22 protein-coding genes are annotated in these 21,615 nt (G+C 62.3%); 10 read left to right on the top strand and 12 right to left on the bottom strand.

The window, feature by feature from the left end:
* Nucleotides 1-6: 6 nt before the first annotated feature.
* Both OZ911_RS21800 and OZ911_RS21795 read right to left on the bottom strand, forming a co-directional pair.
* Nucleotides 7-933, bottom strand: a complete 927-nt coding sequence (locus OZ911_RS21800; protein ID WP_023047730.1) for a 4-hydroxyproline epimerase — start codon at nucleotides 931-933, stop codon at nucleotides 7-9.
* A 22-nt stretch (nucleotides 934-955) separates the two neighbouring features.
* On the bottom strand, nucleotides 956-2,569 hold the full coding sequence (locus tag OZ911_RS21795) for an APC family permease (RefSeq protein ID WP_070086910.1): 1,614 nt from the start codon (nucleotides 2,567-2,569) through the stop codon (nucleotides 956-958).
* Between the two features lie 379 nt (nucleotides 2,570-2,948).
* Between OZ911_RS21795 and OZ911_RS21790 the strand changes: the two genes are divergently transcribed.
* Complete coding sequence (locus tag OZ911_RS21790; RefSeq protein ID WP_016488616.1) at nucleotides 2,949-3,731, top strand: AraC family transcriptional regulator; 783 nt, start codon at nucleotides 2,949-2,951, stop codon at nucleotides 3,729-3,731.
* On the opposite strand, the gene OZ911_RS21785 is transcribed toward OZ911_RS21790, so the two are convergent.
* Nucleotides 3,719-4,606, bottom strand: coding sequence for a LysR family transcriptional regulator (locus OZ911_RS21785; protein WP_016488615.1), 888 nt, complete (start codon nucleotides 4,604-4,606; stop codon nucleotides 3,719-3,721). The genes OZ911_RS21790 and OZ911_RS21785 overlap by 13 nt on opposite strands.
* A 140-nt stretch (nucleotides 4,607-4,746) precedes the next feature.
* Between OZ911_RS21785 and moaB the strand changes: the two genes are divergently transcribed.
* Nucleotides 4,747-5,313 carry a molybdenum cofactor biosynthesis protein B gene (gene moaB / locus OZ911_RS21780; RefSeq protein ID WP_016488614.1) on the top strand — a complete coding sequence of 189 codons (567 nt, stop codon included), beginning with the start codon at nucleotides 4,747-4,749 and terminating at the stop codon, nucleotides 5,311-5,313.
* A gap of 30 nt (nucleotides 5,314-5,343) precedes the next feature.
* Here moaB and OZ911_RS21775 read toward each other — a convergent pair whose 3' ends face one another.
* From OZ911_RS21775 to moaA, 3 genes are all read right to left on the bottom strand, one after another.
* The gene (locus OZ911_RS21775; protein WP_080641082.1) at nucleotides 5,344-6,405 is read right to left on the bottom strand and encodes an RHS repeat-associated core domain-containing protein; all 1,062 of its coding nucleotides are present in this window, start codon (nucleotides 6,403-6,405) and stop codon (nucleotides 5,344-5,346) included.
* Nucleotides 6,406-6,518: 113 nt separating this feature from the next.
* Nucleotides 6,519-7,418 carry a bestrophin family protein gene (locus OZ911_RS21770; RefSeq protein WP_016488612.1) on the bottom strand — a complete coding sequence of 300 codons (900 nt, stop codon included), beginning with the start codon at nucleotides 7,416-7,418 and terminating at the stop codon, nucleotides 6,519-6,521.
* 20 nt (nucleotides 7,419-7,438) lie between these two features.
* Nucleotides 7,439-8,440 (bottom strand): GTP 3',8-cyclase MoaA, encoded by a 1,002-nt coding sequence (moaA, locus tag OZ911_RS21765; RefSeq protein ID WP_016488611.1) that lies wholly within the window; start codon nucleotides 8,438-8,440, stop codon nucleotides 7,439-7,441.
* Between the two features lie 225 nt (nucleotides 8,441-8,665).
* On the opposite strand from moaA, the gene OZ911_RS21760 reads away from it, so the two are divergent.
* On the top strand, nucleotides 8,666-10,996 hold the full coding sequence (locus OZ911_RS21760; protein ID WP_023047729.1) for an FdhF/YdeP family oxidoreductase: 2,331 nt from the start codon (nucleotides 8,666-8,668) through the stop codon (nucleotides 10,994-10,996).
* Nucleotides 10,997-11,122: 126 nt separating this feature from the next.
* On the opposite strand, the gene OZ911_RS21755 is transcribed toward OZ911_RS21760, so the two are convergent.
* Nucleotides 11,123-11,584: an Lrp/AsnC family transcriptional regulator gene (locus OZ911_RS21755; RefSeq protein WP_016488609.1), complete on the bottom strand. Its 462-nt coding sequence runs from the start codon at nucleotides 11,582-11,584 to the stop codon at nucleotides 11,123-11,125.
* A gap of 92 nt (nucleotides 11,585-11,676) precedes the next feature.
* On the opposite strand from OZ911_RS21755, the gene OZ911_RS21750 reads away from it, so the two are divergent.
* A complete protein-coding gene (locus OZ911_RS21750; protein ID WP_023047728.1) occupies nucleotides 11,677-12,858 on the top strand; it encodes a trans-sulfuration enzyme family protein in 1,182 nt (393 codons plus the stop codon).
* Between the two features lie 157 nt (nucleotides 12,859-13,015).
* On the opposite strand, the gene OZ911_RS21745 is transcribed toward OZ911_RS21750, so the two are convergent.
* Nucleotides 13,016-13,252 (bottom strand): HP1242/YdcH family protein, encoded by a 237-nt coding sequence (locus OZ911_RS21745; protein ID WP_016488607.1) that lies wholly within the window; start codon nucleotides 13,250-13,252, stop codon nucleotides 13,016-13,018.
* A 252-nt stretch (nucleotides 13,253-13,504) separates the two neighbouring features.
* On the opposite strand from OZ911_RS21745, the gene OZ911_RS21740 reads away from it, so the two are divergent.
* The 4 genes from OZ911_RS21740 to OZ911_RS21725 all read left to right on the top strand — a co-directional run bounded on the left by OZ911_RS21740 (nucleotide 13,505) and on the right by OZ911_RS21725 (nucleotide 17,616).
* A complete protein-coding gene (locus OZ911_RS21740; RefSeq protein ID WP_016488606.1) occupies nucleotides 13,505-15,142 on the top strand; it encodes a phosphoethanolamine transferase in 1,638 nt (545 codons plus the stop codon).
* 115 nt (nucleotides 15,143-15,257) lie between these two features.
* A complete protein-coding gene (gene rnd, locus OZ911_RS21735; protein WP_016488605.1) occupies nucleotides 15,258-16,391 on the top strand; it encodes a ribonuclease D in 1,134 nt (377 codons plus the stop codon).
* Nucleotides 16,388-16,681: a YcgL domain-containing protein gene (locus OZ911_RS21730; RefSeq protein ID WP_016488604.1), complete on the top strand. Its 294-nt coding sequence runs from the start codon at nucleotides 16,388-16,390 to the stop codon at nucleotides 16,679-16,681. The genes rnd and OZ911_RS21730 overlap by 4 nt, the downstream gene beginning before the upstream one ends.
* 2 nt (nucleotides 16,682-16,683) lie before the next feature.
* Nucleotides 16,684-17,616 (top strand): D-2-hydroxyacid dehydrogenase, encoded by a 933-nt coding sequence (locus tag OZ911_RS21725; RefSeq protein WP_016488603.1) that lies wholly within the window; start codon nucleotides 16,684-16,686, stop codon nucleotides 17,614-17,616.
* A gap of 112 nt (nucleotides 17,617-17,728) precedes the next feature.
* On the opposite strand, the gene OZ911_RS21720 is transcribed toward OZ911_RS21725, so the two are convergent.
* Nucleotides 17,729-18,322: a nitroreductase family protein gene (locus OZ911_RS21720; protein WP_023049236.1), complete on the bottom strand. Its 594-nt coding sequence runs from the start codon at nucleotides 18,320-18,322 to the stop codon at nucleotides 17,729-17,731.
* 144 nt (nucleotides 18,323-18,466) lie between these two features.
* Between OZ911_RS21720 and OZ911_RS21715 the strand changes: the two genes are divergently transcribed.
* Nucleotides 18,467-18,916: a YcgN family cysteine cluster protein gene (locus tag OZ911_RS21715; RefSeq protein ID WP_016498373.1), complete on the top strand. Its 450-nt coding sequence runs from the start codon at nucleotides 18,467-18,469 to the stop codon at nucleotides 18,914-18,916.
* 41 nt (nucleotides 18,917-18,957) lie between these two features.
* Complete coding sequence (locus tag OZ911_RS21710) at nucleotides 18,958-20,166, top strand: hypothetical protein (RefSeq protein ID WP_016488600.1); 1,209 nt, start codon at nucleotides 18,958-18,960, stop codon at nucleotides 20,164-20,166.
* An 89-nt stretch (nucleotides 20,167-20,255) separates the two neighbouring features.
* Here OZ911_RS21710 and OZ911_RS21705 read toward each other — a convergent pair whose 3' ends face one another.
* The 3 genes from OZ911_RS21705 to OZ911_RS21695 all read right to left on the bottom strand — a co-directional run bounded on the left by OZ911_RS21705 (nucleotide 20,256) and on the right by OZ911_RS21695 (nucleotide 21,597).
* Nucleotides 20,256-20,603, bottom strand: a complete 348-nt coding sequence (locus tag OZ911_RS21705; RefSeq protein ID WP_031312544.1) for a YgaP family membrane protein — start codon at nucleotides 20,601-20,603, stop codon at nucleotides 20,256-20,258.
* Nucleotides 20,604-20,682: 79 nt separating this feature from the next.
* The gene (locus OZ911_RS21700; protein ID WP_016488598.1) at nucleotides 20,683-21,153 is read right to left on the bottom strand and encodes an RNA methyltransferase; all 471 of its coding nucleotides are present in this window, start codon (nucleotides 21,151-21,153) and stop codon (nucleotides 20,683-20,685) included.
* A gap of 72 nt (nucleotides 21,154-21,225) precedes the next feature.
* Nucleotides 21,226-21,597, bottom strand: coding sequence for a YajD family HNH nuclease (locus OZ911_RS21695; RefSeq protein ID WP_016488597.1), 372 nt, complete (start codon nucleotides 21,595-21,597; stop codon nucleotides 21,226-21,228).
* Nucleotides 21,598-21,615: the final 18 nt, after the last annotated feature.

Below are 21,615 nucleotides of genomic sequence, written 5' to 3'. Positions count from 1 at the left end.
CGGGGCTCAGATGCCCCAGGCGAACGGGTCCTGTTCGTCGATCAGCAGGGTGCTGTCGGCGGTCATGTAGGCGCGGCCGGTGATGAACGGGCGAATGTGCTCGCCGTCGCGCTCGTAGCGGCCATGGAACTGGCTACCGGTGATACTGGCCTGTACCCAGGTCTGGCCCTCGGCAAGCTTGCCGTCGGCGGCCAGGCAGGCCAGCTTGGCGCTGGTGCCGGTGCCGCACGGGGAGCGGTCGTAGGCCTTGCCGGGGCACATCACGAAGTTGCGGCTGTCGGCGTTGGCGTCGTCGGCAAACAGCTCGACGTGGTCGATAGGCGCGCCGTTTTCGCCGGTGATGCCCTGGGTTTCGAGGGCTTTGAGCATGGCCCAGGTGTACTCGGTCAGCGCTTCACGGTTGGCCAACTCGATACGCTGGCCGTGTTCGGAAACGAGGAAGAACCAGTTGCCGCCCCAGGCGATGTCGCCGCGCACCACGCCATGGCCGGGCACGTCCACCGCAACCTGCTGGCGGTAGCGGTAGGAGGGCACGTTGCCGATGGTGATGGCACCGTCTTCATGCAGGGTGGCGCTGACCTGGCCAACCGGGGTGTCAATCTTGTGTACGCCCGGTGTGATCAGGCCCAGGTGCTGTAACGAGGCGACCAGGCCGATGGTGCCGTGGCCGCACATGTTCAGGTAGCCGGCGTTGTTGAAGAAGATCACCCCGCAGGTCGCATCAGCCGACACCGGCGGGCAGTACAGCGCGCCGACCAGCACATCGTTGCCGCGTGGCTCCAGCAGGCAGGCACGGCGCCATGGGTCGTGCAGCTCGCGCAGCTCGTCGCGCTGTTCGGCCATGCTGCGGCCGTGCAGTTGCGGGAAGCCCTTCATCACCAGGCGGGTTGGCTCGCCGCCAGTGTGAGAGTCGATGACGTGAATCTGTTTCATGGCTTGTCCCTTGCGTAAAAGATCAGGAAGCGACGGCAGCAGGGCGGCCGGTGTGGGTTTCAGCGCTGGCTTCGCTTTCGTCTTCACCTTCCAGGCGCACAAGGTGGGCAGGCACGCCCGTCGCGGCGCCCCAGTAGTAGATGCCCAGCGCGCAGGCGGCCACGGCCACGGTGTCGAGCGGGTGGCCGATTACCCCCAGGCCGCCAAAGCTGCCCAGCCACGACAGCAGGATGGTCACCGCGTAGAAACCGATCAGCCATGCCGAGGAGCGAACTTGCTGGGCCAGCGACAGGTGCTGGGTGGGTACGAAACGGCCACACAGCAGGTACAGCACGAACATCACGATTTGCAGGGCCAGCAGCCACGACACGGTGTTCCAGCCCGACCAGTACACGATCAGCGCGGCGATGATGAACGACAGCGGGCCGAGCACGGCCATGCCCTTGACCCGGAACGGGCGCGGCATCTGTGGCGCATTGCGGCGCAGGGCGGCGACGGTGACCGGGGCGACGGCGTAGCTCAGGACCAAGGCAGCGGAGACCACGTTGATCAGCGCTTCCCACGATGGGAACGGCAGGGTCCAGAACACCGACAGGCCAAACGTCAGCCACAGGGCCGGGCGCGGGATGCCGGATTCTGCATCGATGCGGGTGAAGTACTTGAAGAAGGTGCCAGTCTGCGCCCAACCATAGATCACCCGCGGGGTGGCGTTCATGTAGATGTTGCCGCAGCCGCTGGGCGAGATCACGGCGTCGGCCACCACCAGGTAAGCGAGCCAGCCGACGCCCAGGGCCAGGGCGATGTCACGGTAAGGCAGGGCCAGTTCCTTGGTCACGCTGGCCCAGCCGTTGGCCAGCATTTCGGTCGGCACGCTGCCGAGGAAGGCCAGTTGCAGCAGGGCGTATATCGCGGTGGACAGCAGCACCGACAAAATCAGTGCAATAGGGATGGTGCGCTGTGGGTTCTTCACCTCGCTGGCCACTGAAATGATCGGCGTCAGGCCCAGGTAGGCGAAGATGATGCCGCCGGCCGATACGGCCATTTCCACGCCGGACAGGCCGAACGGGGCAAAGCCCTGGACCTCGAAGTTTTCTGGCTTGAAGAAGGTGAACAGTACGCCGATCACCAGCAGCGGCACGATGAACTTGAACACGCTGACCAGGTTGTTGGCCTTGGCGAAGGTTTTCACGCTGCGGTAGTTGAGGAAGAAGAACAGCCCCAGCAAGGCAAACTGCACCAACCAGCCGAGCACGGTCGGGTCGCTGGAGCCGGCCTTGGTGAGCCCGGGGAACCAGGCGGCGGCGTATTGGCGTGAGGCGACCACTTCGATGGCGATCAGGCTGGAAAAGGCGATCAGGGTGATGAAACCCATCAGGTAGCCGAGCAGTGGGCCGTGTGAGTAAACGGGGTAGCGCACCACGCCACCGGCGCGGGGCAGGGCAGCGCCCAGCTCGCAGTAGATGATGCCCAGCAGCAGTACGGCAAAACCGCCGAGGAACCAGGAGAGGATGCCGGCCGGGCCTGCGATGGCCGACACGTGGCTGGCGGCAAACAGCCAGCCGGAGCCGAAGATGGCACCCAGGCCGATGAAGGTGAGGTCCAGCAGTGATAACTGTTTTTTGAATTTGCCTGACATGGGTTCGCCTTTTTGTTGGTTATTGGATAGGCAGGTCTGATGTCACGAGATGCGGCTTTTTGGGCCGCGCTCTTGTAGGACTTGGGCGGCTTGCGTGGGGCATAGAGTGAACCGGTCGGGGCGACGGTTCTTGATGGTTTTCTGCAGGGGGGATGACGAAATCGGCACAGTTGCAAAAAATGCTGGCGGCCAGGGTGTGCTGGTGGATAGGCTGTAGGCCATACCGGATAAGGGTTTGAGAGATACATTGCCAGTGCTGGCCTCTTCGCAGCACAAGGCGGCTCCTACAAGAACCGCATGGCTATCAAGCCTTCTGCGGTCGCTGCAGGAGCAGCCGTGCGCTGCGAAGAGGCGGGCCCAGCAAACCGAGATAGAGAAGATGACCAATACCCCCCTGGCAACCCTCTACCAGTCCCTCGACCAGCACCGCCCCGCCACCCTCGAGGCCCTGCTCGCCGGTGTATCGCTGCTGCTGCCGATCCTCGACGCCATCCCCAACGCTGCGATCTTCATCAAGGACCCGGCCGCCCGCTATGTGCTGGCCAACAACACCCTGGTCCAGCGTTGCGGCCTCAAGCGCCTGCAACCGCTACTGGGCAAGACCAGCGCCGAAGTGTTCCCGGCGCAGCTGGGGCCCGGCTACACCGAACAGGACCGCCGGGTGCTCAAGGAAGGCAGGGTGCTGGAGGACCAGCTGGAGCTGCACCTGTACGGCAGCCGCGAGCCTGGTTGGTGCCTGACCCACAAGCGCCCGCTGTACAACCAGGCGGGCGAGATCATCGGCCTGGTTGGCATTTCGGTCGACCTGCAATCAGCCGCCGACAGTCACCCTGCCTATCAACGCCTGGCCGCGGTGGACGAGCATATTCGCCAGCATTTTCACCAGCCGATCAGCATGGGCGAGCTCACCCGTATCGCCAATATTTCCGTGGCCCAGCTGGAGCGCTACTGCAAGCGGGTGTTCCACCTCACGCCCCGGCAGATGATCCACAAGGCGCGCCTGGAGCACGCCCACCGCCTGTTGCATTCGGACCTGCCCATCACCGAAGTGGCAATGTGCTGCGGCTATACCGACCACAGCGCCTTCAGCCGCCAGTTCAAGCAACTGACCGGCTTTACCCCGCGCCAGTACCGCCAGGCAACCAGCGATCAGGTGGCTTGAAACAGCACCCGGGCCTCGGCAAAGCACTGTTCGGCAATCGCCGAGCGCGGCTCGCTGCGGCGCAGCAGCAGGCCGACCGGGCTGTGAATGGCGGCGTCGGCCACCGGCAGGATGCGCAGGTGCTCGCTGAGGTCTTCCAGGCCGCAGTCCAGCGGCATGATCGCGCAGCACATGCCGGTATTGATGGCCTGGATCAGCTGGAAGGTCGAGTCGCTTTCCAGCACCGCATTCGGCTCCAGACCGCGGCTGCGGAAGCTCAGGTCCAGCGATTGACGGTAGTGCATGCCCTTGCTCAGCAAGCCCAGTGGTATGTCACTGAGGGCATCCCAGCGCAGCGGGGCGTCGGCGAATTGAAAGTGCCGGGTGTCGTGCAACAGGCCCATGGTGGTGGTGCCCAGTTCGATCACTTCGAAAAAGCTGGTGTTGACCTGGTCCAGGTAGCAGATACCCAGGTCGAGCTGGTTGCGGCTGAGCCCGTCGATGACTTGTTCCGAGCTTAGCGAGCTGAGCTGAAAGTGCAGTTCGGGGTATTTTTCGCGCAGTGGCAGCAGCAGGTGCATGGGGTTGAAGCTGGCCAGCGGCACCGTACCCAGGCGCAGGCTACCGACCACTTGGCCGCGGCAGCTGGCGGCCTCGGCTTGCAGGCCATCGTGGGCTGCGAGCAAGGTGCGGGCCCAGGCCAGGATGCGCTCGCCGGCCTCGGTAAAACCTTCGAAGCGCTGGCCGCGCTTGACCAGCACCAGCTCCAGTTCGTCCTCCAGGTTACGCAGGCGCATGGACAGCGTTGGCTGGGTGATATGGCACAGCGCCGCCGCCTGGCCGAAGTGGCGGGTCTGGTCGAGGGCGATGAGGAACTTGAGCTGCTTGATGTCCATGAAAGTGCCTGGCGTCTGGTTATGCAGACCTTAACCCACGTCTGCGATAGATGTCATTGATCGCCCGGTACGCCATATCGATTGGACGCCCTCGGGCCGTGCCTCTAGCGTGTCGACAATGCCATTCAAGGAGTTTTACCGTGCGCGTCCAACCCGATGCGGTCTTCGTACCGCTGAACATCGCCGTGCTGACCGTCAGCGACACCCGTACCTATGACAATGACACCTCCGGTGAACTGCTGGCCAGCCGTTCGGTAGAGGTCGGCCACCGGCTGGTGGCGCGGGCGTTGCTCAAGGACGACCTGTACAAGATTCGCGCGCAGGTGGCGACCTGGATTGCCGACGAGCAGGTGCAGGTGGTGCTGATTACCGGCGGCACCGGCTTTACCGGGCGAGACAGCACGCCGGAGGCAGTTGAGTGCCTGCTGGACAAGCGCATCGACGGTTTTGGCGAGCTGTTCCGGGCGTTGTCAATTCTGGATATCGGCACCTCGACCGTCCAGAGCCGGGCATTGGCCGGGTTGTCCAACCGCACGTTGGTGTGCTGCCTGCCGGGTTCGACCGGCGCCTGCCGCACGGGGTGGGAGGGGATTCTGGCCGAGCAGCTGGATGCCCGGCATCGGCCTTGTAATTTCGTGAAGCACCTGACCCCGGTAAGAGTGATGTCGGGGCGTAGTAACGACTGCCATCATCAGATATACATTTAAGGCGCAAAGCCTCAGTGAGCTGATAGACGGTCAGCGGCCGCTAGGGTTGAAGCGTGATAATATACGCCCTTGCCGAATTGAAATCATGTAGCGTTGGCTATCGACACTTGAGTCTAGCTTGTAAGTGCGACCATGGTATAGGGGCTCCATCCCGCCCTCCTGGTGTAGAAGGTCGGCCAGGGTTCTGAGTGTTTTATTTTGATCGGCATTGTAGTACTTGCTGGTTACCGAATCGAGAGGCAATGGTAATGTTGGGAGTTGCTCAAATCGTTCGGCGGCAGTTAGAAGAGGGCGATCGAGTCGTTTGCTTCCCGATATTTTTCCTTCGGCAAATCCCCAAACGGAGCCGAATTTCATGCCATCCTGCTTTCCGATTTCATGTCCTTTAATGAGTCCTTCTTCATACCCAGCCCTGCGGCCGGCATTGAGTCCTTCGTCATACCCAGTCTTGCGGCCGGCATTGAGTCCTTCGTCATACCCAGTCTTGCGGCCGGCATTGAATCCTTTGTGATATTCACTACTGGCGGCAGCGCTTCCCTCGTTGTAGCCTTGTTGTCGGCCATGCTCAAAAGCGACATCATATTTTTTTGTATTAGGGGTTCGGAGTATATGTTTCTTGAACCAACCCCATCGCGATCTCCCGGAAGGGTCAGTGTAATTTATAGGGTCACACCCACAATAAGCATACCCATTGATATTACCTTCTGCAAAAGGGCTTCGGTCGTCATAACTGTTGAATCTCATTGTTATCGGGTTGAAGGCTCGGCGGCTGCCTAATAGATAGCATCCTGTCCCGGCTTGCCGCAGTTGGCCGGTAAAGCCCAGTAGTGATTTGATTAGAAGTGGATCGATATACCCGTATGGGGTGAATGCTAATTCGTGCTGCTCAGCGTTTATCGAGCTAACTATTGTAGAACCTAGGCGGTCAGTGCTTAGCATGCGGGTGTGGGCTATTGCGTCCCCGCCTGCTAGTACCTTTTCAGCAAGTGGCAATTTTCCGCCGTGCATGATAGCAGTGTGTTCTTTGCCTTGAATAAGTAAGCTTAATTTGTTTCCGTTGTAAAATACGCGTTGAGGACTTGGGCTTTTCATGGTGGCGCTTCCGTAGAAATAACCTCACCTTAACTCGTCTCTGGATACTGTAAACTGGTAAAAATGCTAGTGGCTTTAAGGCTGGATTCTATGCGAGCAGGCTTTTTAATTACTCAGCGCAATACATAGTCCACAGGTAGGAGCAACGGCGGCAGCGGCTCGACTCCAAGAGCCCCAAGCACATCGCGCTCCACAGTCCGCACCATGGCATCAGTAGGCAAGTCGTTCTCATCGCGCCCGAACGGGTCTTCCAGCTCGTTGCCAATCGCATCCAGCCCGAAGAACGTGTACCCCACGATGGTGGTGAACAGGGGTGCCAGCCAGCCCAGCGGCTCGGCCAGGGCAAACGGTAACAGCAGGCAGAAGATGTAGATGGTGCGGTGCAGCAGCAGCGTATAGGGGAACGGCAACGGGGTGCCCTTGATCCGCTCACAGGTGGCCTGTACTTCGGTCAGCCCCACCAGCCGTTGCTCCAGCAGGCTGTAGCGCCAGTCGCTGATCTGCTGTTGTGCGGCCAACTGCGAACAGTGTTCGCCAATCTCACGCAGGATGCCGTCGCACACGTTGTGCGGGCTGATCCTCTCAGGCCGGGCCAGCCACGGCCGAGCGGCTGCCAGATCATCCTCGTTACGAAGCCGTGCATTCAGTGCATGGGCAAAACCGCACAGGCTGCGCAGCAGCTCCGTACGCAGGTGGTCGTCAGCAATCACCACGCTTTCGCGCACGAACGAGCGGGTTTCGATGATCAGCTTGCCCCAGGCCTTGCGGCCCTCCCACCAGCGGTCATAGCAGGCGTTGTTGCGAAAGCTCATGAAGATCGACAGCGACAGGCCAAGCAAGGTGAACGGCGTGGCGCTCACCGGGTAGAAAAACGCCGGGTAATGGCGCTCGATCAGCACGATCAGCGCTGCCAGCAGGGTCACCATCAGGCAGCGCAGGGCAATGCGCTTGACGATCGAACCCTTGAGGGTGAACAGCACACGCAGCACATCAGGGGTTGGGTGGACGATCATGGATATCCAGAGACGGCCGCTTAGCCGCCGGTCATGTTCATGAAGCGCAGGATCTGCACGTCGCCACCGACTTCGAAGTGATGGCGGTACGGCTTGAGGTGCAGCGAATCGCGGATGGCCTTTTCCAGGCGTTCGGCGTTGCCGGGGTGGGCGCGTAGCACGTGCTTGAGGTCCACCGAGTGTTCATTGCCCAGGCACAGCAGCAGCCGGCCTTCGACCGTCAGCCGTACGCGGTTGCAGGTGGCGCAGAAGTTGTGGCTGTGCGGCGAAATGAAGCCTACCCGGGTGTTCGCTTCTGCCAGACGCCAGTAACGGGCGGGGCCCTGGGACGACTCGGTGGATTCGATCAGGGTGAACTGCTCGGCCAGGCGCGCGCGTACTTCGTCGCTGGAGCAGAACGACTCGCCGCGCTCGTGTTCGCTGATCACCCCTAGCGGCATTTCTTCGATGAAGGTGATGTCCAGTTCGCGATCGATGGCAAAGCGCACCAGGTCGACCAGTTCATGGTCGTTGCGCCCTTTGAGCACCACGCAGTTGAGCTTGGTGCGCTTGAAGCCGGCTTGGCGCGCGGCGTCGATGCCAGCGATGACCTGATGCAGGTCGCCGGTGCGGGTCAGTTGCTTGAAACGGTCGGCATCCAGGCTGTCGAGGCTGATGTTCAGGCGCGAGACCCCCGCGTCGAACAGTGGCTGTGCCAGGCGCCCGAGTTGCGAGCCGTTACTGGTCAGGCACAGTTCGCGCAGGCCGGGCAGGGCTGCGATGCGCCCGCACAGGTCGACGATGCCCTGGCGTACCAGTGGTTCGCCGCCGGTCAGGCGGATCTTGCGGGTGCCCAGGGCGACGAAGCGCTCGGCCACCTGGAACAGTTCTTCGAGGCTGAGGATCTGCTGGCGCGGCAGAAACTGCATGTCTTCGGCCATGCAGTAGACGCAACGGAAGTCACAGCGGTCGGTGACCGACATCCGCAGGTAGTCGATTTTCCGGTTGAAGCCGTCAATCAGGGCCCGGCTGTTCTGTTCCACGTTCGCGCTCGAATGGGTTGGGACACATCTCCAAGCTATAACCTGGCCGCAGGGGCGTCAAATTGCTTTGTCCGACTGCTTGATCGACGGCCTCTATCATGGCTGCAACCACATTCCCGGCCCATGATCGAAACCGCTTATCACACCGTAAGATCTTTCGATTGGACGCCCCTGCCTCACGCTCAATAGGCTGGAAAAAAGCATCGAAGCGTGAGGATTCATCGCATGAGCCAGGACGAACACATCAGGGACTACAAGGGCGCCGCCGCCGGTTGGGGGGCGCTCAAGAGCGTCACCAAAAGCTGGCTGGGCAGCGAAAATGCCTTCAAGAACCTGCGGGCCATGCTCAAGACCAACCAGAACGGCGGCTTCGACTGCCCCGGCTGTGCGTGGGGCGAGTCGCCGGAAAGCGACATGGTCAAGTTCTGCGAAAACGGCGCCAAGGCGGTTAACTGGGAGGCGACCGGTCGCTCGGTCGACCCGGCTTTCTTCGCCAAATACAGCGTCAGCGCGCTGAGGGAGCAGACCGACTACTGGCTCGAATACCAGGGCCGCCTCACGCACCCGATGCGTTACGACGCTGCCACCGATCACTATGTCGAAACCACCTGGCAGGAGGCCTTCGAGCTGGTCGCCACGCACCTGCGTGCGCTGCAGTCGCCCGATGAGGCCGAGTTCTACACCTCGGGCCGGGCCAGCAACGAGGCGGCGTTCCTCTACCAGCTGTTCGTGCGCGCTTACGGCACCAACAACTTCCCCGATTGCTCGAACATGTGCCACGAAGCCAGCGGCGCAGGCATGTCGGAAACCCTCGGGGTGGGCAAGGGCACCGTGGTGTTCCACGACCTGGAGCTGGCCGACGCCATCTTTGTCATCGGCCAGAACCCCGGCACCAACCACCCGCGCATGCTCGAACCGCTGCGTGAGGCGGTCAAGCGTGGGGCCCAGGTGGTCTGCTTCAACCCGCTAAAAGAGCGTGGCCTGGAGCGCTTCCAACATCCGCAGCACCCGTTCGAAATGCTCAGCAACGGCTCTGAGCCGACGTCCAGCGCCTACTTCCGCCCGGCCCTGGGTGGTGACATGGCGGCCATGCGTGGCATTGCCAAGTTCCTGTTGCAGTGGGAGCGTGAAGCCCAGGCCAAGGGCGAGCCGGCGGTGTTCGACCATGCCTTCATCGCCGAGCACACCAGCGGCGTCGATGACTACCTGGCAGCGGTGGACGCCACCTCTTGGGAACACATCGTCAAACAGTCGGGCCTGACCCTGGCCGAGATCGAGCTGGCCGCACGCATGTACCGCAAGGCCGAGCGGGTGATCATGTGCTGGGCCATGGGCGTTACCCAGCACCGCCATTCGGTGCCTACCGTGCAGGAAATCGTCAACCTGCAGTTGCTGCGCGGCAACGTTGGCAAGCCCGGGGCCGGCCTGTCGCCGGTGCGCGGCCACAGCAACGTGCAGGGCGACCGCACCATGGGCATTGACGAGAAGCCCAAGCCGGCGTTGCTCGACGCCATCGAAAAACGCTTCCAGTTCCGTGTGCCGCGTGCCCACGGGCACAACGCGGTGCTGGCGATCAAAGCCATGGAGGAGGGGCGGGCCAAGGTGTTCATCGCCCTGGGCGGCAACTTCGCCCAAGCCACCCCGGACACCCCGCGCACCCACGCGGCATTGCAGAACTGCGCGTTGACCGTGCAGATTTCCACCAAGCTCAACCGCTCGCACCTGGTCACCGGCCGCGATGCACTGATCCTGCCCTGCCTGGGCCGTACCGAAATCGACCTGCAGGCCGAAGGGCCGCAAGGCGTGACCGTGGAGGACACCTTCAGCATGGTGCACCTCTCCAACGGCCAGTTGCGCCCACGCTCGCCGCACATGCGCTCGGAGCCGTGGATCATCGCCGGCATGGCCAAGGCCACGCTGGGCAACCAGCCGATCGACTGGGAGTATGCGGTGGCCGACTACAACCGCATTCGTGACATGATCGCCGACGTGATCCCAGGTTTCACCGGCTTCAACGAACGCCTGCATAGCCCGGGCGGTTTCCACCTGGGCAACAATGCCGCCGATCGCAACTTCCGCACGACCACGGGCAAGGCTCGCTTCATGCCCCACGCACTGCCGGAAGAGTTGATCAACGCCAAGGTATTGGCCCGGGGTGACAAGCCCGACCTGATCCTGCAGACGCTGCGCTCGCATGACCAGTACAACACCACCCTGTATGGCCTGGATGACCGCTACCGCGGGGTGTTTGGCCTGCGTGAAGTGGTGTTCGTCAACGAGGCCGACATCCGCCGCATGGGCTTTGAGCCGGGTGAGCAGGTGGACCTGGTGTCGCTGTGGGAGGACGGCGTGGAACGGCGCGTTTCTGGGTTCCGCCTGGTGGCGTATGACGTGCCTGAGGGGCAGGCGGCGGCGTATTACCCGGAGACCAACCCACTGGTGCCGCTGGAAAGTTATGGCGAGGGGACCTACACCCCTACCTCGAAATTTGTGGCGATCAAGGTCGAGAAAGCCAAGGCAGGGAACCGCATTGCGGCGGTGTTGGCCGCGGATTGACGGGTTGCCTGCAAGGGCCCTATCGCCGGCAAGCCAGCTCCCACAGGGACTCCACAGCTTTCAGAACCTGTGATAAACCTGTGGGAGCTGGCCTGCCGGCGATAGGGCCGGTGCAGCCATACAGAATCAGGAACGATGCACCGGGTAAGCCGTGGTGTACTTCATCTGCTCCATGGCAAAACTGGAGGTGATGTTCGACAGCCCATCGGTGCGGGTAATCAGCTTTTTGTAGAACCGGTCATACGCCGCAATATCCCCCACCACCACCCGCAGCATGTAGTCCCAGTCCCCCGACATGCGATAGAACTCCATCACTTCCTCAAACCCGGTCACGGTCGCGGCAAACTGCTCCAGCCAGGCGCTGTCATGGCGCTGGGTCTTGAGCTGGACGAACACCGTCAGCCCCAGCCCCAGGCGTTCGGGGTCCAGCAGGGCGACACGGCCGAGTATGTAGCCTTCTTCTTCCAGGCGCTTGACCCGCTTCCAGCACGGCGTGGTGGACAGGTTGACGGCCTCGGCCAGGTCCTTGAGCGCGATCGAGGCATCGCGCTGAAGCAGGGTAAGTATGTGCTGGTCGAAACTGTCCATATCGCGCGCGGGCCGTGTAGAAAAATTTTTCACAGATTACCCCAAGGCCAGACGATTTGGGTTGTGCGATAGTTGCAGCCTTCACTCTGCCAATGGGCCTGACCATGTCCGACAAGCCGCGCAATTTCGCCACCCGTACCATTCACGCCGGCGAGCAGTTCAGCGTTGCCGAAAACGCCATTTTCCCGGCTATCGTCACCGCCAGCTCGTTCACCAAGCGCAGCCTGGACGACAAGCCGGAATACTCCTACAGCCGCGTCGGCAACCCTACCCGGCATGCCTACGAAACCTGTGTCGCTGCCCTTGAAGAAGGCGTGGGCGCTGTGGCCTGTGCCTCGGGCGTCAATGCCACCGCAACCGTGCTTGAGCTGCTGCCCAAGGATGCCCACGTGGTGGTGATGAACGGCGTGTATGGCGGCACCTTCCGCATTCTGGAGGACTACCGCAGCCGTACCTCGGGCCTGACCACCACCTATGTCGACCTCAACGACCTTGAGGCTGTGGCCGCCGCCATCAAGCCGCAAACCCAGCTGATCTGGATCGAGTCGCCGACCAACCCGTTGCTGCACCTGGTCGACATCAAGGCGGTGTGCGACCTGGCCAAGGCGCGGGGCATCCTGACCTGTATCGACAACACCTTCTGCTCACCGTGGAACCAGCGCCCGATCACCTTGGGCGTGGACCTGGTGATGCACTCCGCCAGCAAATACATCGGCGGCCACTCCGACCTGACCGGTGGCGTGGTAGTGGCGGCCAATGATGCACTGCTGGCACGCCTGCGCCGCATCAGCATGGCGATTGGCGCGGTGCAGGGGCCATTTGACTGTTACCTCGCCCTGCGCGGCCTGAAGACCCTGGATGTGCGCATGGAGCGCCAGTGTGCCAACGCCCTGCAGGTGGCACGCTTTCTCGAAGGGCGTGCGCAGATCGAGCAGGTGTATTACCCGGGGCTGGAAAGCCACCCCCAGCATGAACTGTGCAAACGCCAGATGCGCAGTGGCGGGGCGGTGGTGGCGATGAAGGTGAAGGGCGACCGCGCCGCGCTCAACCGCCTGGTGGAGGCGTTGCAGATCTTTGTGCTGGCCGACTCGCTCGGCGGGGTGGAGAGCATGATCAACCACTCGTGGACCATGTCGCATTGCTCGCTGAGCCCGGAGCAGAAAGGCGTGATGGGGATCAGCGAGAACCTGCTGCGGTTGTCGATGGGGATCGAGGATCACCGCGACCTGATCGAGGACCTGGATGGTGCTTTGAAGGCATCAGCGGCGGGCTGATATAAACGCGGTCTTGTGGGAGCGGCCTTGTGCCGCGAAAGGGCCGCAGCGCGGCCCCGGCAATCTATGCGTTATTGCTGAAACCTTGGGGCCGCTACGCAGCCCTTTCGCGGCGCAAGGCCGCTCCCACATGGCGCGTTCAGGCCTGTGAAATCAATCAGGATTTGGGCGGATGGATGATCCGTTCGATCTTGTCCTTGATCAGCAACCGTTCCTTGCGCAGCCGGTTGACGGCGTCGTCGTTGGTACCGTTGCCTTCGGCGGCGACCACCTCCTTGTCCTTGGCGTTGTATTCCTTGTGCAGCGCGTGCAGCGCCTGGTCCTTGTCAATGAGCGCCTGGAATGCATCAGCGGTAACGTGCAGGTCAGCGAGCAGATCATGCGGAACTGGCATTTCTTCACCTCTGTCAGGGTTGTCGGTAAGGTCCTGACCACTGAGGATAGCCGCGTTTGCGCAGGCTTGTGAGGGCGGCCACGCTGAATGGCAGCTGAATGACTTTCACGAAATTGATAAAAGACCACGCTTCACGAAATTGTTACCGTCTTTTTCACAAAAAATTGATGATGCGCTTTCTAGAGTTCGCCCAACTTTCCCACGGTGCCATCCGGCCTGGGGGCTGATAATCACTCTTGATTGCGAACGCTGATGCTCAACCTTAAATCCCTGCGGACTGAATGGGTCACGCTGCTGGCCAGCCTTTACCTGCTGATTGGCTTGAACATGTTTCTCTGGGAGCACTTGCAAGAGGTGGTGCCCGCCGGCCTGTCAGGGCTTTGGCTGAGCCTGGCGTTTGCGGTGCTGATGCTGTTCGCCTTCAACCTCATTCTCACCCTGGTTGCCTTCCGTTATGTATTGAAGCCGGTACTCATCGTGTTGTTCATGAGTGGCGCGGGCGCGGCTTACTTCATGAACCAGTACGGTGTACTGATTGATGCCGGCATGTTCCGCAATATGGCTGAGACCAATGTTGCAGAAGTGCGCGATCTGATGTCGCTGAAGTTTGCTGCCTATATCCTGTTATTGGGTGTCTTGCCGTCAGTGTTGTTGTGGAAGGTGCAAATCGCTTACCGCCCCTGGCACCGCGAGCTGCTGGGCAAGCTGGTGGTCAGTGGTGCCTGTGTCGTGGCCCTTGGCTCGGTAGCGCTGGTCAATTATCAAGGGTTGTCGTCGCTGTTTCGCAACCACCACGAACTGCGCCTGATGCTGACCCCGAGCAATATCGTTGGGGCCTCCATCGGTTATGTCAGCGAGCGGGTCGGTACTGCCTCGCGCCCATTCCAGTCTTATGGCGAAGATGCCAAGCGAGATGCCGCCTGGCAAAAACACGAGCGCAAGTCGCTGACGGTGCTGGTCGTCGGCGAAAGTGCCCGGGCAGACCATTTCGGCGTGCTGGGCTACGAGCGCGATACCACGCCGAACCTGGCCAAGGAACAAGGCCTGCTGGCGTTTTCCGATGTGCACTCGTGCGGCACGGAAACCGCAGTCTCGGTGCCGTGCATGTTCTCGGGCATGAAGCGCAAGGATTACGATGCCCGCGTGGCGAAGAACCGCGAAGGGTTGCTGGACGTTCTCCAGCGTGCCGGCCTGGCCGTGCAGTGGCGTGACAACCAGTCGGGCTGCAAGGGTACCTGCGACCGCGTGCAGTTCATTGATGTCAGCAACCTCAAGGACCCCCAACTGTGCGCCAATGGCGAATGCCATGACCAGATCCTGCTGCAAGGTCTGGACGAGCTGATCGACAACCTCGACAGGGACACCGTGCTGGTGCTGCACCAGATGGGCAGCCACGGGCCGGAATACTTCAAGCGCTACCCCAGTGGCGGCGAGCGCTTCACGCCGGTATGCCAGAGCAACGCACTTAACCAGTGCAGCGAGCAGGAGATCATCAACGGCTATGACAACACCCTGGCCTATACCGACAAGGTGCTGGCTTCGCTGATCGACACCTTGCGCAGCAAACAGGACAAGGTCGACACGGCCATGATCTACCTGTCCGACCACGGCGAGTCGCTGGGCGAGTACAACCTGTTCCTGCATGGCACGCCTTACCCCATCGCCCCTGAGCAGCAAAAGCACGTGCCGCTGCTGACCTGGTTCTCCGACAGCTACAAGGAGGACTTCGGCCTCGACACCGACTGCCTGGCCAAGCTCAGCGATGCCCCGCTGTCGCAGGACAACCTGTTCCACTCCATGCTCGGCCTGTTGCAGGTGCGCACCGAGGTCTACCAGCAGTCGCTGGACATGTTCGCCAGCTGCCGGCCTTGGCTGGCGGCCAAGCGCTGAAATGCCGTTCCTTCACTCACAAACAGCACCACTGATCGATATCAAGGATGGCCCGGGTTTCACCAGCAGTGCCCGCGCCGTATATACTGCGCGCCAATGTTAGTGGGAGAGCCTCGTGGCCATCGAAATTCACTGGATCCGTGACGACCAGAGCCTGGCCGAACACTGCCGCGACTGGCACCAACTGCCCTTCGTCGCCGTCGACACCGAATTCATGCGGGTCGACACCTTCTACCCGAAAGCCGGGCTGATTCAGATCGGTGACGGCCAGCGGGCCTTCCTGATCGACCCGCTGCTGATCGGCAACTGGCAACCCTTGGCCGATCTGCTGGAAGACTGCGGTGTGGTCAAGGTGCTGCACGCCTGCAGCGAAGACCTTGAAGTGCTGCTGCGCCTGACCGGCAAGCTGCCGCAGCCGCTGTTCGACACCCAGCTGGCTGCCGGTTACCTGAACCTGGGCTTCTCCATGGGCTATTCGCGCCTGGTGCAGGAGGTGCTGGGTATCGAGCTGCCCAAGGGTGAGACCCGCTCCGACTGGCTGCAGCGCCCGCTCTCTGAAACCCAGATCAGTTATGCGGCCGAGGATGCCGTGCACCTGGCCGAGCTGTTCACGGTGCTGCGCCCGCGTTTGTCCGACGACAAGTACGCCTGGGTGCTGGAAGACGGCGCCGAGCTGGTGGCCGCATTGCGCCGTGAAGTCGAGCCCGAAAGCCTGTACCGCGACGTCAAGCTCGCCTGGAAGCTGGCCCCCCAGCAACTGGCGGTGCTGCGCGAACTGTGCGCCTGGCGCGAGCGCGAAGCGCGCAACCGTGATGTGCCGCGCAACCGCATCCTCAAGGAACACTCGCTGTGGCCCATGGCCAAGAGCCAGCCGAACAACCTGTCGGCGCTGGCCAAGATCGACGAGATGCACCCGCGCACCATTCGTCAGGACGGTGAGTTTCTCGTGCAGCTGATCAAGCGCGCCGGCAGCCTGCCTGCCGAGCAGTGGCCAGCGCCGTTGCCTGAACCACTGCCGATCGAGGCTGCGGGCATTCTCAAGCAACTGCGTGCCATCGGCCAGGCCGAAGGCGAGCGCCTGGGCATTGCCCCCGAGCTGATGCTGCGCAAGAAAGCCCTGGAAGCGCTGCTCAAGACCGGCTACCCCCATGGCCCTTATCAACTGCCCGATTCGCTGCGCGGCTGGCGCCGTGAGCGCATGGGCCAGGCCCTGCTGGACAACCTGGCAGCTGCCGGAGAAACCCGATGAAACGCATTTGCTCGATCTACAAGAGCCCCCGCAAGAACGAAATGTACCTGTACGTGCTCAAGGCCGACGGCCTGGAGCGTGTGCCCGAAGGCCTGTTGCCGGCCTTTGGCACCCCCATGCACGCGTTTGATCTGGTGCTTAGCCCCGAGCGCAAGCTGGCCCGTGAGGACATCACCAAGGTGCTGGAAAACCTCGATAACCAGGGCTACCACCTGCAGATGCCGCCGCTGGAAGATGAGTACATCGAGCACCTGCCCGAAGAGCTGTTGCGCCGTAACGACCCGGTCTGACCATGCGTGTACTGATTGCTGAGCATGACCATGCTCGTTACGCCGGGCTTTTGCGCGAAACAGCGCCGAACGTGGAAATCCTGACCAGCGGTGACTCCGCCGAGCTGGCCCGTCAGGCAGCGCAGTGCACGGTGTGGCTGGGCCAGCCGGACTTGCTGGCGAGCTTGCTACGCCAGGGCCTCAAACCGGAATGGATGCAATCGACGTGGGCCGGTATCACGCCGTTGCTGGCCGATGGCCTGCCGCGTGACTATCGCCTGACCCGTGCGGTGGGCATATTCGGCCAGGTGATGGCCGAGTACATGCTGACCTACATGCTCGGCCATGAGCGCGAGGTGCTGTCGCGCCTGGTGAGCCAGGTCGAGCGGCGCTGGGATGACCGCCCGGGGCGCACGCTGGAAGGGCGCAAGGTGCTGATTGTCGGCACCGGCGACATTGGCCAGCGGGTGGCCGAGTTCCTGCAGCCGTTTGGTGTGGTGCTGTACGGCGTAGCCAGCAGCGCCCGGGAACAGGCACCGTTCGTCGAGGTGGCTGCGCTGGCCGACTTGCCACGCATGGTGGGCCAGGCCGACTACGTGCTCAACCTGCTGCCGGACACCCCTGCTACCCACGACCTGTATGACGCGGCGCTGTTCAAGTGCTTCCAGGCCACGGCGTTGTTCATCAATGCCGGGCGTGGCGCGGCCGTGGTCGATGCCGACCTGGTAGAGGCACTGAAGCAGGGCCATCTGGCCGGAGCGGTGATCGATGTCTGCCGGCAGGAGCCGTTGCCCCGGCAGCACCCGTTCTGGACCGCCTGGGGGCTATTGTTGACCGGGCACAGCTCGGCACCCACCTCGCCGGCAGCGATGGTGCGGTTGTTTGTCGAGAATGTGCGGGCTTATGAAGCGGGGCAGGGGTTGCGTGGGGAAGTGGACTTTGCCCGGGGCTACTGATTGATGTTGCCTGTGCCGGCCTCTTCGCGGGCTCGCCCGCTCCCACAGGTACAGCACCGTGCCTGTGGGAGCGGGCGAGCCCGCGAAGAGGCCAGTAAGGCCTCCACAAGGCTTACAGGCTGAAATCACCCTCGGCAGCCAGCTCGCTCAGCGGCTTGCGCGGGCTCGGTACTTCACGCGACTGCAGCGCTTCATCCAGTCTGGCCTTGTCACCCAGCTTGCCGATCGCCACCATGGCATGCAGCACGTAGCCCTCGGGAATCTTCAGTTCCTGACGCGCCAAGTCCTGGTCGAAACCAGCCATGCCATGGGTATGCCAGCCGCTGATGCTGGCCTGCAGGGCCAGGTGGCCCCAGGCGGAGCCGGTGTCGAAGGTGTGCCACAGCGCCGGTTTTTCTTCCGTGGCGCCCGGGGCTGCAAAGGTGGTCTTGGAAATGATCAGTACCAGCGCCGAGGCCTGTTGCGCCCAGCTGCGGTTGAACGGCACCAGCAGGTTCAGGTAGCGCTCCCAGTTTGGCGTGTCGCGGCGGGCATACAGGAAGCGCCAAGGTTGCGAGTTGTACGCCGACGGTGCCCAGCGTGCGGCTTCCAGGAAGCTCAGCAGGGTCTGTTCGCTGATCGGTTCGGCGGTGAAGGCGCGTGGCGACCAGCGGTTGATGAACTGTTCGTTGATGGCGTAATCGGCAATGCGGGGGTTGGCGCTCATGACAGCTCCTGCAAACGGACGGGAAACCCGCACGCTACTGCGTCCCGTCGCGACTGACAAGCGGTCTGGCTTTGCCGATGGCCAGGCTCTAGACTGGCGCCGCCGCGCGCCGTGGCCCTAAAGATGAATGCAGGAAACCGTGTGATGATCGCTGAAAACGCGCCGTTCTGGCGGCGCAAGACCCTCGAGCAACTCAGCCCGCAAGAATGGGAGTCGCTGTGCGACGGCTGCGGCCTGTGCTGCCTGCAAAAGCTTGAGGACGAAGACGACAACAGCGTCTATTACACGCGTATCGCCTGCAAATTGCTGGACATGGATACCTGCCAGTGCAGCGACTACCCCAACCGCTTCGCGCATGTACCGGACTGCATCCAGCTCACCCCGGGCAAGGCCGACCAGTTCACGTGGCTGCCAAGCACCTGCGGTTATCGCCTGGTCAGCGAGGGCAAGGACCTGCCGGCCTGGCACCACCTTGTCTGTGGCGATCGCCAGCAGGTCCATGAACAGCGCATTTCCCAGTCGGGGCGTATGCTCAGGGAGCAGGATGTGCACGAAGACGACTGGGAAGACCACCTGATCTTCCGCGCCAGCTGACCGGCGCGGCCCGCTGCCACGGGGAAACAAGGAGTTTCTGTATGCGTTGCCAGCTGTTGTTGCTGTTGGGCCTGATGGCCAGTTCGCCAGCCTGGGCGAAAAAGGTCGACCTTGACTACCAGGTGCGCCTGTTGCCCGCCAGTGGCCAAGCGGAAGTCCGCCTGACCCTGGCTGAAGGCAGTGCCGTGCGCAGCCTCGACTTCGACCTGGGCAAGGCGGCGGCCTTCAGCGGCTTCCAGACCGATGGCCAATGGCAACTCAAGGGCCAGCGTGGCGTGTGGCAGCCGGCGGCCGGCAAGACCAGCCTCAGCTACCGCGTGCAGTTGGACCAGAAGCTCGCCAGCGGTGCCTATTCCTCGCGTGTTACCCCTCACTGGGCGTTGTTCCTCGGCGACCAGCTGGTACCGCCTGCGCGGCTTGACCAGCAAGATGGCACGGAGCTTGTGGCACGCCTGGCGTTCGACTTGCCCGAGGGCTGGAAGAGTATCGAGACGTCCTGGCCACGCATTGGCAAGGACAAGTTCCGCATCGACAATGTTTCGCGCCTGTTCGACCGCCCGACTGGCTGGATGCTGGCCGGCGACCTGGGTAGCCGCCGTGCCCGCCTGGGCGATACCGAGGTCACTGTGGCCGCACCGGTCGGGCAGGGCATGCGGCGCATGGACAGCCTGACCTTGCTGACCTATGTCTGGCCGCAGTTGCAGGCCGTGTTCCCGCGCAACCCGCCAAAGCTGCTGCTGGTCGGTGCCCGTGACGGCATGTGGCGCGGGGCAATGGCAGCGCAGGGTTCGCTGTACCTGCACAGCGCCCGGCCGATGATCAGCGAGAACGGCAGCAGCCCGTTGCTGCGCGAAATGGTGCAGCTGTTCGCGCAGATCCATGGGCGTGACGGCAGTGACTGGCTGGTGGAAAGCCTGACCGACTACTACGCCAGCGAGTTGCTGCGCCGTTCAGGCGGGGTGAGCGACGACCGCTACCAGGCCTGGCAGGCACGCCTGAGCAAGCAGGGCGCCAAGGTCACCCGGCTCAAGGGCGAACGCGCCAGCCCCGCTCAGGTGGCCCGTGGGGTGATCTTGCTGCAGGCACTGGACAAGGAAATCCGCATCCACACACAGGCCAAGCGTTCGCTGGACGATGTGGTACGCGGGCTGATGCGCTTGCCCAGCGTGAGCACTGAAGACTTTGTGCAAATCAGCGAGAACGTCATGGGGCGCAAGTCCGAGGTGCTGCAGAGCAAGGTGTTGCGCTAGACATCCCTGGGGCCTGTACCTCGAACCCTGTGCGGTACTTGTGGGATCGGGCTTGCCCCGCGAAGAGGCCAGCCCAGACGATACAAAGATCAGCTGTCTGCCAACGGATCCTTCCCGGTCACCGTCACTCCCCGTGTCGCCGCCTTGGCACTGGCCTTCAACGCCTCCAGCTCCACCGCACTGCGTTCTATATCCGAACGCAACCGGTGGTACTCCTGCCGATGTCGCTGCCACCACGCCTTGGTCGAGCAATGCCCGCTGACCCCGCGTGCCACCGCAATACCTCCGACCACGAGCTGCAGCAAGCCGATAAAGCCACCCTGGCGCAGCCCTTTGCTCACCATCAGTGCCCCTCCAGCCAGCGAACTGACCCGTTCCAGGCCATGGACATTGTGCTGCGAAGACGCAGAAGACGCAGCAGAATGGATATCGAACATGGCAAGACCTCCGTGTGAAATGTAAGCAGCTGACCAGCAGGGTGTCAGCCGCGTTCACTCGGGGCGCTCAGCGGCAACTTTATTTGAACTTGGGCCCAGAGCGGGTATTCAGCCCTTTGGCCAAACGGTCATACAGCACTACATTCACGGTCGCGGCCAGGTTCATGCAACCCTCGGTGGGGATGTAGATGGTCTCTTCACACCATGCCCGCACCTCGGGGCTGAGGCTGCCGTCTTCCGGCCCGAAGATGTAGATGGCCCGGTCCGGGTGGGTATATTCCGGCAGTGGCCGCGCACCTTCCACCAGCTCGACCGCCACCGGGGTACAGCCCAGCGGAACGATGCGCTGCAGGTCATCGATGCCGATCAGAGGAATGTCGTAGTGCACGCGCTTGGTGTCAGTGACAAAGTCACGCGCACGTTCGTAGCGTTTGCCGGTGTAGAACACCGAATTGACGCCATAGCAACCCGCAGCGCGCATCACCGAGCCCACGTTTTCTGGGGACTTGGGGTTGAACAGGCCGATGCAGCTGTATCGTTTGTTTGCCACGTACCGGGGCCCTTCGCGAAAAAAAGCGCGATTATACGGGCTGCCCGGTAGCAGTGGGGGCCGAATCGATGGTCAGTCTTTCTTCAACATGCCCGCCAGCGCGGCGAACGGGTTGTGGGTGGCCTTGGCGATGCTCGGTGTGCTGGTGGAACCTTCGCTGAAGTACTGCTGGTCGGTGTAGCGCGAGTGCTCGTTGTCGTGGCAGTACAGGCACAGCAGCTCCCAGTTGGAGCCGTCCTGCGGGTTGTTGTCGTGATTGTGGTCACGGTGGTGCACAGTCAGCTCGCTCAGGCGCTTGCCAGCGAATTCGCGGGCGCAACGGCCGCAGACGTGCGGGTACATTCTCAGGGCCTTGTCGCGGTAGCCCATTTCCTTGTCACGCTTGGCATCGGCCAGGATGCGATCAAGGCGCGCGGTGGCGGCGGCGGAAGAGGTGGAGCTCATGGTGTTTCCTTTGTTCTG

Origin of the sequence: Pseudomonas fortuita (assembly GCF_026898135.2) — a bacterium.
GTDB lineage: Bacteria > Pseudomonadota > Gammaproteobacteria > Pseudomonadales > Pseudomonadaceae > Aquipseudomonas > Aquipseudomonas fortuita.
The sequence above is the reverse complement of the archived record's forward strand: the minus strand, read 5'-3'. Positions and strand labels throughout refer to the sequence as shown.

Excerpts from the sequence above, each read along its gene's own strand:
- OZ911_RS21800 (WP_023047730.1), bottom strand. The coding sequence starts at position 933 with ATGAAACAGATTCACGTCATCGACTCTCACACTGGCGGCGAGCCAACC.
- OZ911_RS21795 (WP_070086910.1), bottom strand. The coding sequence starts at position 2,569 with ATGTCAGGCAAATTCAAAAAACAGTTATCACTGCTGGACCTCACCTTC.
- OZ911_RS21790 (WP_016488616.1), top strand. The coding sequence starts at position 2,949 with ATGACCAATACCCCCCTGGCAACCCTCTACCAGTCCCTCGACCAGCAC.
- OZ911_RS21785 (WP_016488615.1), bottom strand. The coding sequence starts at position 4,606 with ATGGACATCAAGCAGCTCAAGTTCCTCATCGCCCTCGACCAGACCCGC.
- OZ911_RS21775 (WP_080641082.1), bottom strand. The coding sequence starts at position 6,405 with ATGAAAAGCCCAAGTCCTCAACGCGTATTTTACAACGGAAACAAATTA.
- OZ911_RS21770 (WP_016488612.1), bottom strand. The coding sequence starts at position 7,418 with ATGATCGTCCACCCAACCCCTGATGTGCTGCGTGTGCTGTTCACCCTC.
- OZ911_RS21760 (WP_023047729.1), top strand. The coding sequence starts at position 8,666 with ATGAGCCAGGACGAACACATCAGGGACTACAAGGGCGCCGCCGCCGGT.
- OZ911_RS21755 (WP_016488609.1), bottom strand. The coding sequence starts at position 11,584 with ATGGACAGTTTCGACCAGCACATACTTACCCTGCTTCAGCGCGATGCC.
- OZ911_RS21750 (WP_023047728.1), top strand. The coding sequence starts at position 11,677 with ATGGGCCTGACCATGTCCGACAAGCCGCGCAATTTCGCCACCCGTACC.
- OZ911_RS21745 (WP_016488607.1), bottom strand. The coding sequence starts at position 13,252 with ATGCCAGTTCCGCATGATCTGCTCGCTGACCTGCACGTTACCGCTGAT.
- OZ911_RS21740 (WP_016488606.1), top strand. The coding sequence starts at position 13,505 with ATGCTCAACCTTAAATCCCTGCGGACTGAATGGGTCACGCTGCTGGCC.
- OZ911_RS21730 (WP_016488604.1), top strand. The coding sequence starts at position 16,388 with ATGAAACGCATTTGCTCGATCTACAAGAGCCCCCGCAAGAACGAAATG.
- OZ911_RS21725 (WP_016488603.1), top strand. The coding sequence starts at position 16,684 with ATGCGTGTACTGATTGCTGAGCATGACCATGCTCGTTACGCCGGGCTT.
- OZ911_RS21720 (WP_023049236.1), bottom strand. The coding sequence starts at position 18,322 with ATGAGCGCCAACCCCCGCATTGCCGATTACGCCATCAACGAACAGTTC.
- OZ911_RS21715 (WP_016498373.1), top strand. The coding sequence starts at position 18,467 with ATGATCGCTGAAAACGCGCCGTTCTGGCGGCGCAAGACCCTCGAGCAA.
- OZ911_RS21710 (WP_016488600.1), top strand. The coding sequence starts at position 18,958 with ATGCGTTGCCAGCTGTTGTTGCTGTTGGGCCTGATGGCCAGTTCGCCA.
- OZ911_RS21705 (WP_031312544.1), bottom strand. The coding sequence starts at position 20,603 with ATGTTCGATATCCATTCTGCTGCGTCTTCTGCGTCTTCGCAGCACAAT.
- OZ911_RS21695 (WP_016488597.1), bottom strand. The coding sequence starts at position 21,597 with ATGAGCTCCACCTCTTCCGCCGCCGCCACCGCGCGCCTTGATCGCATC.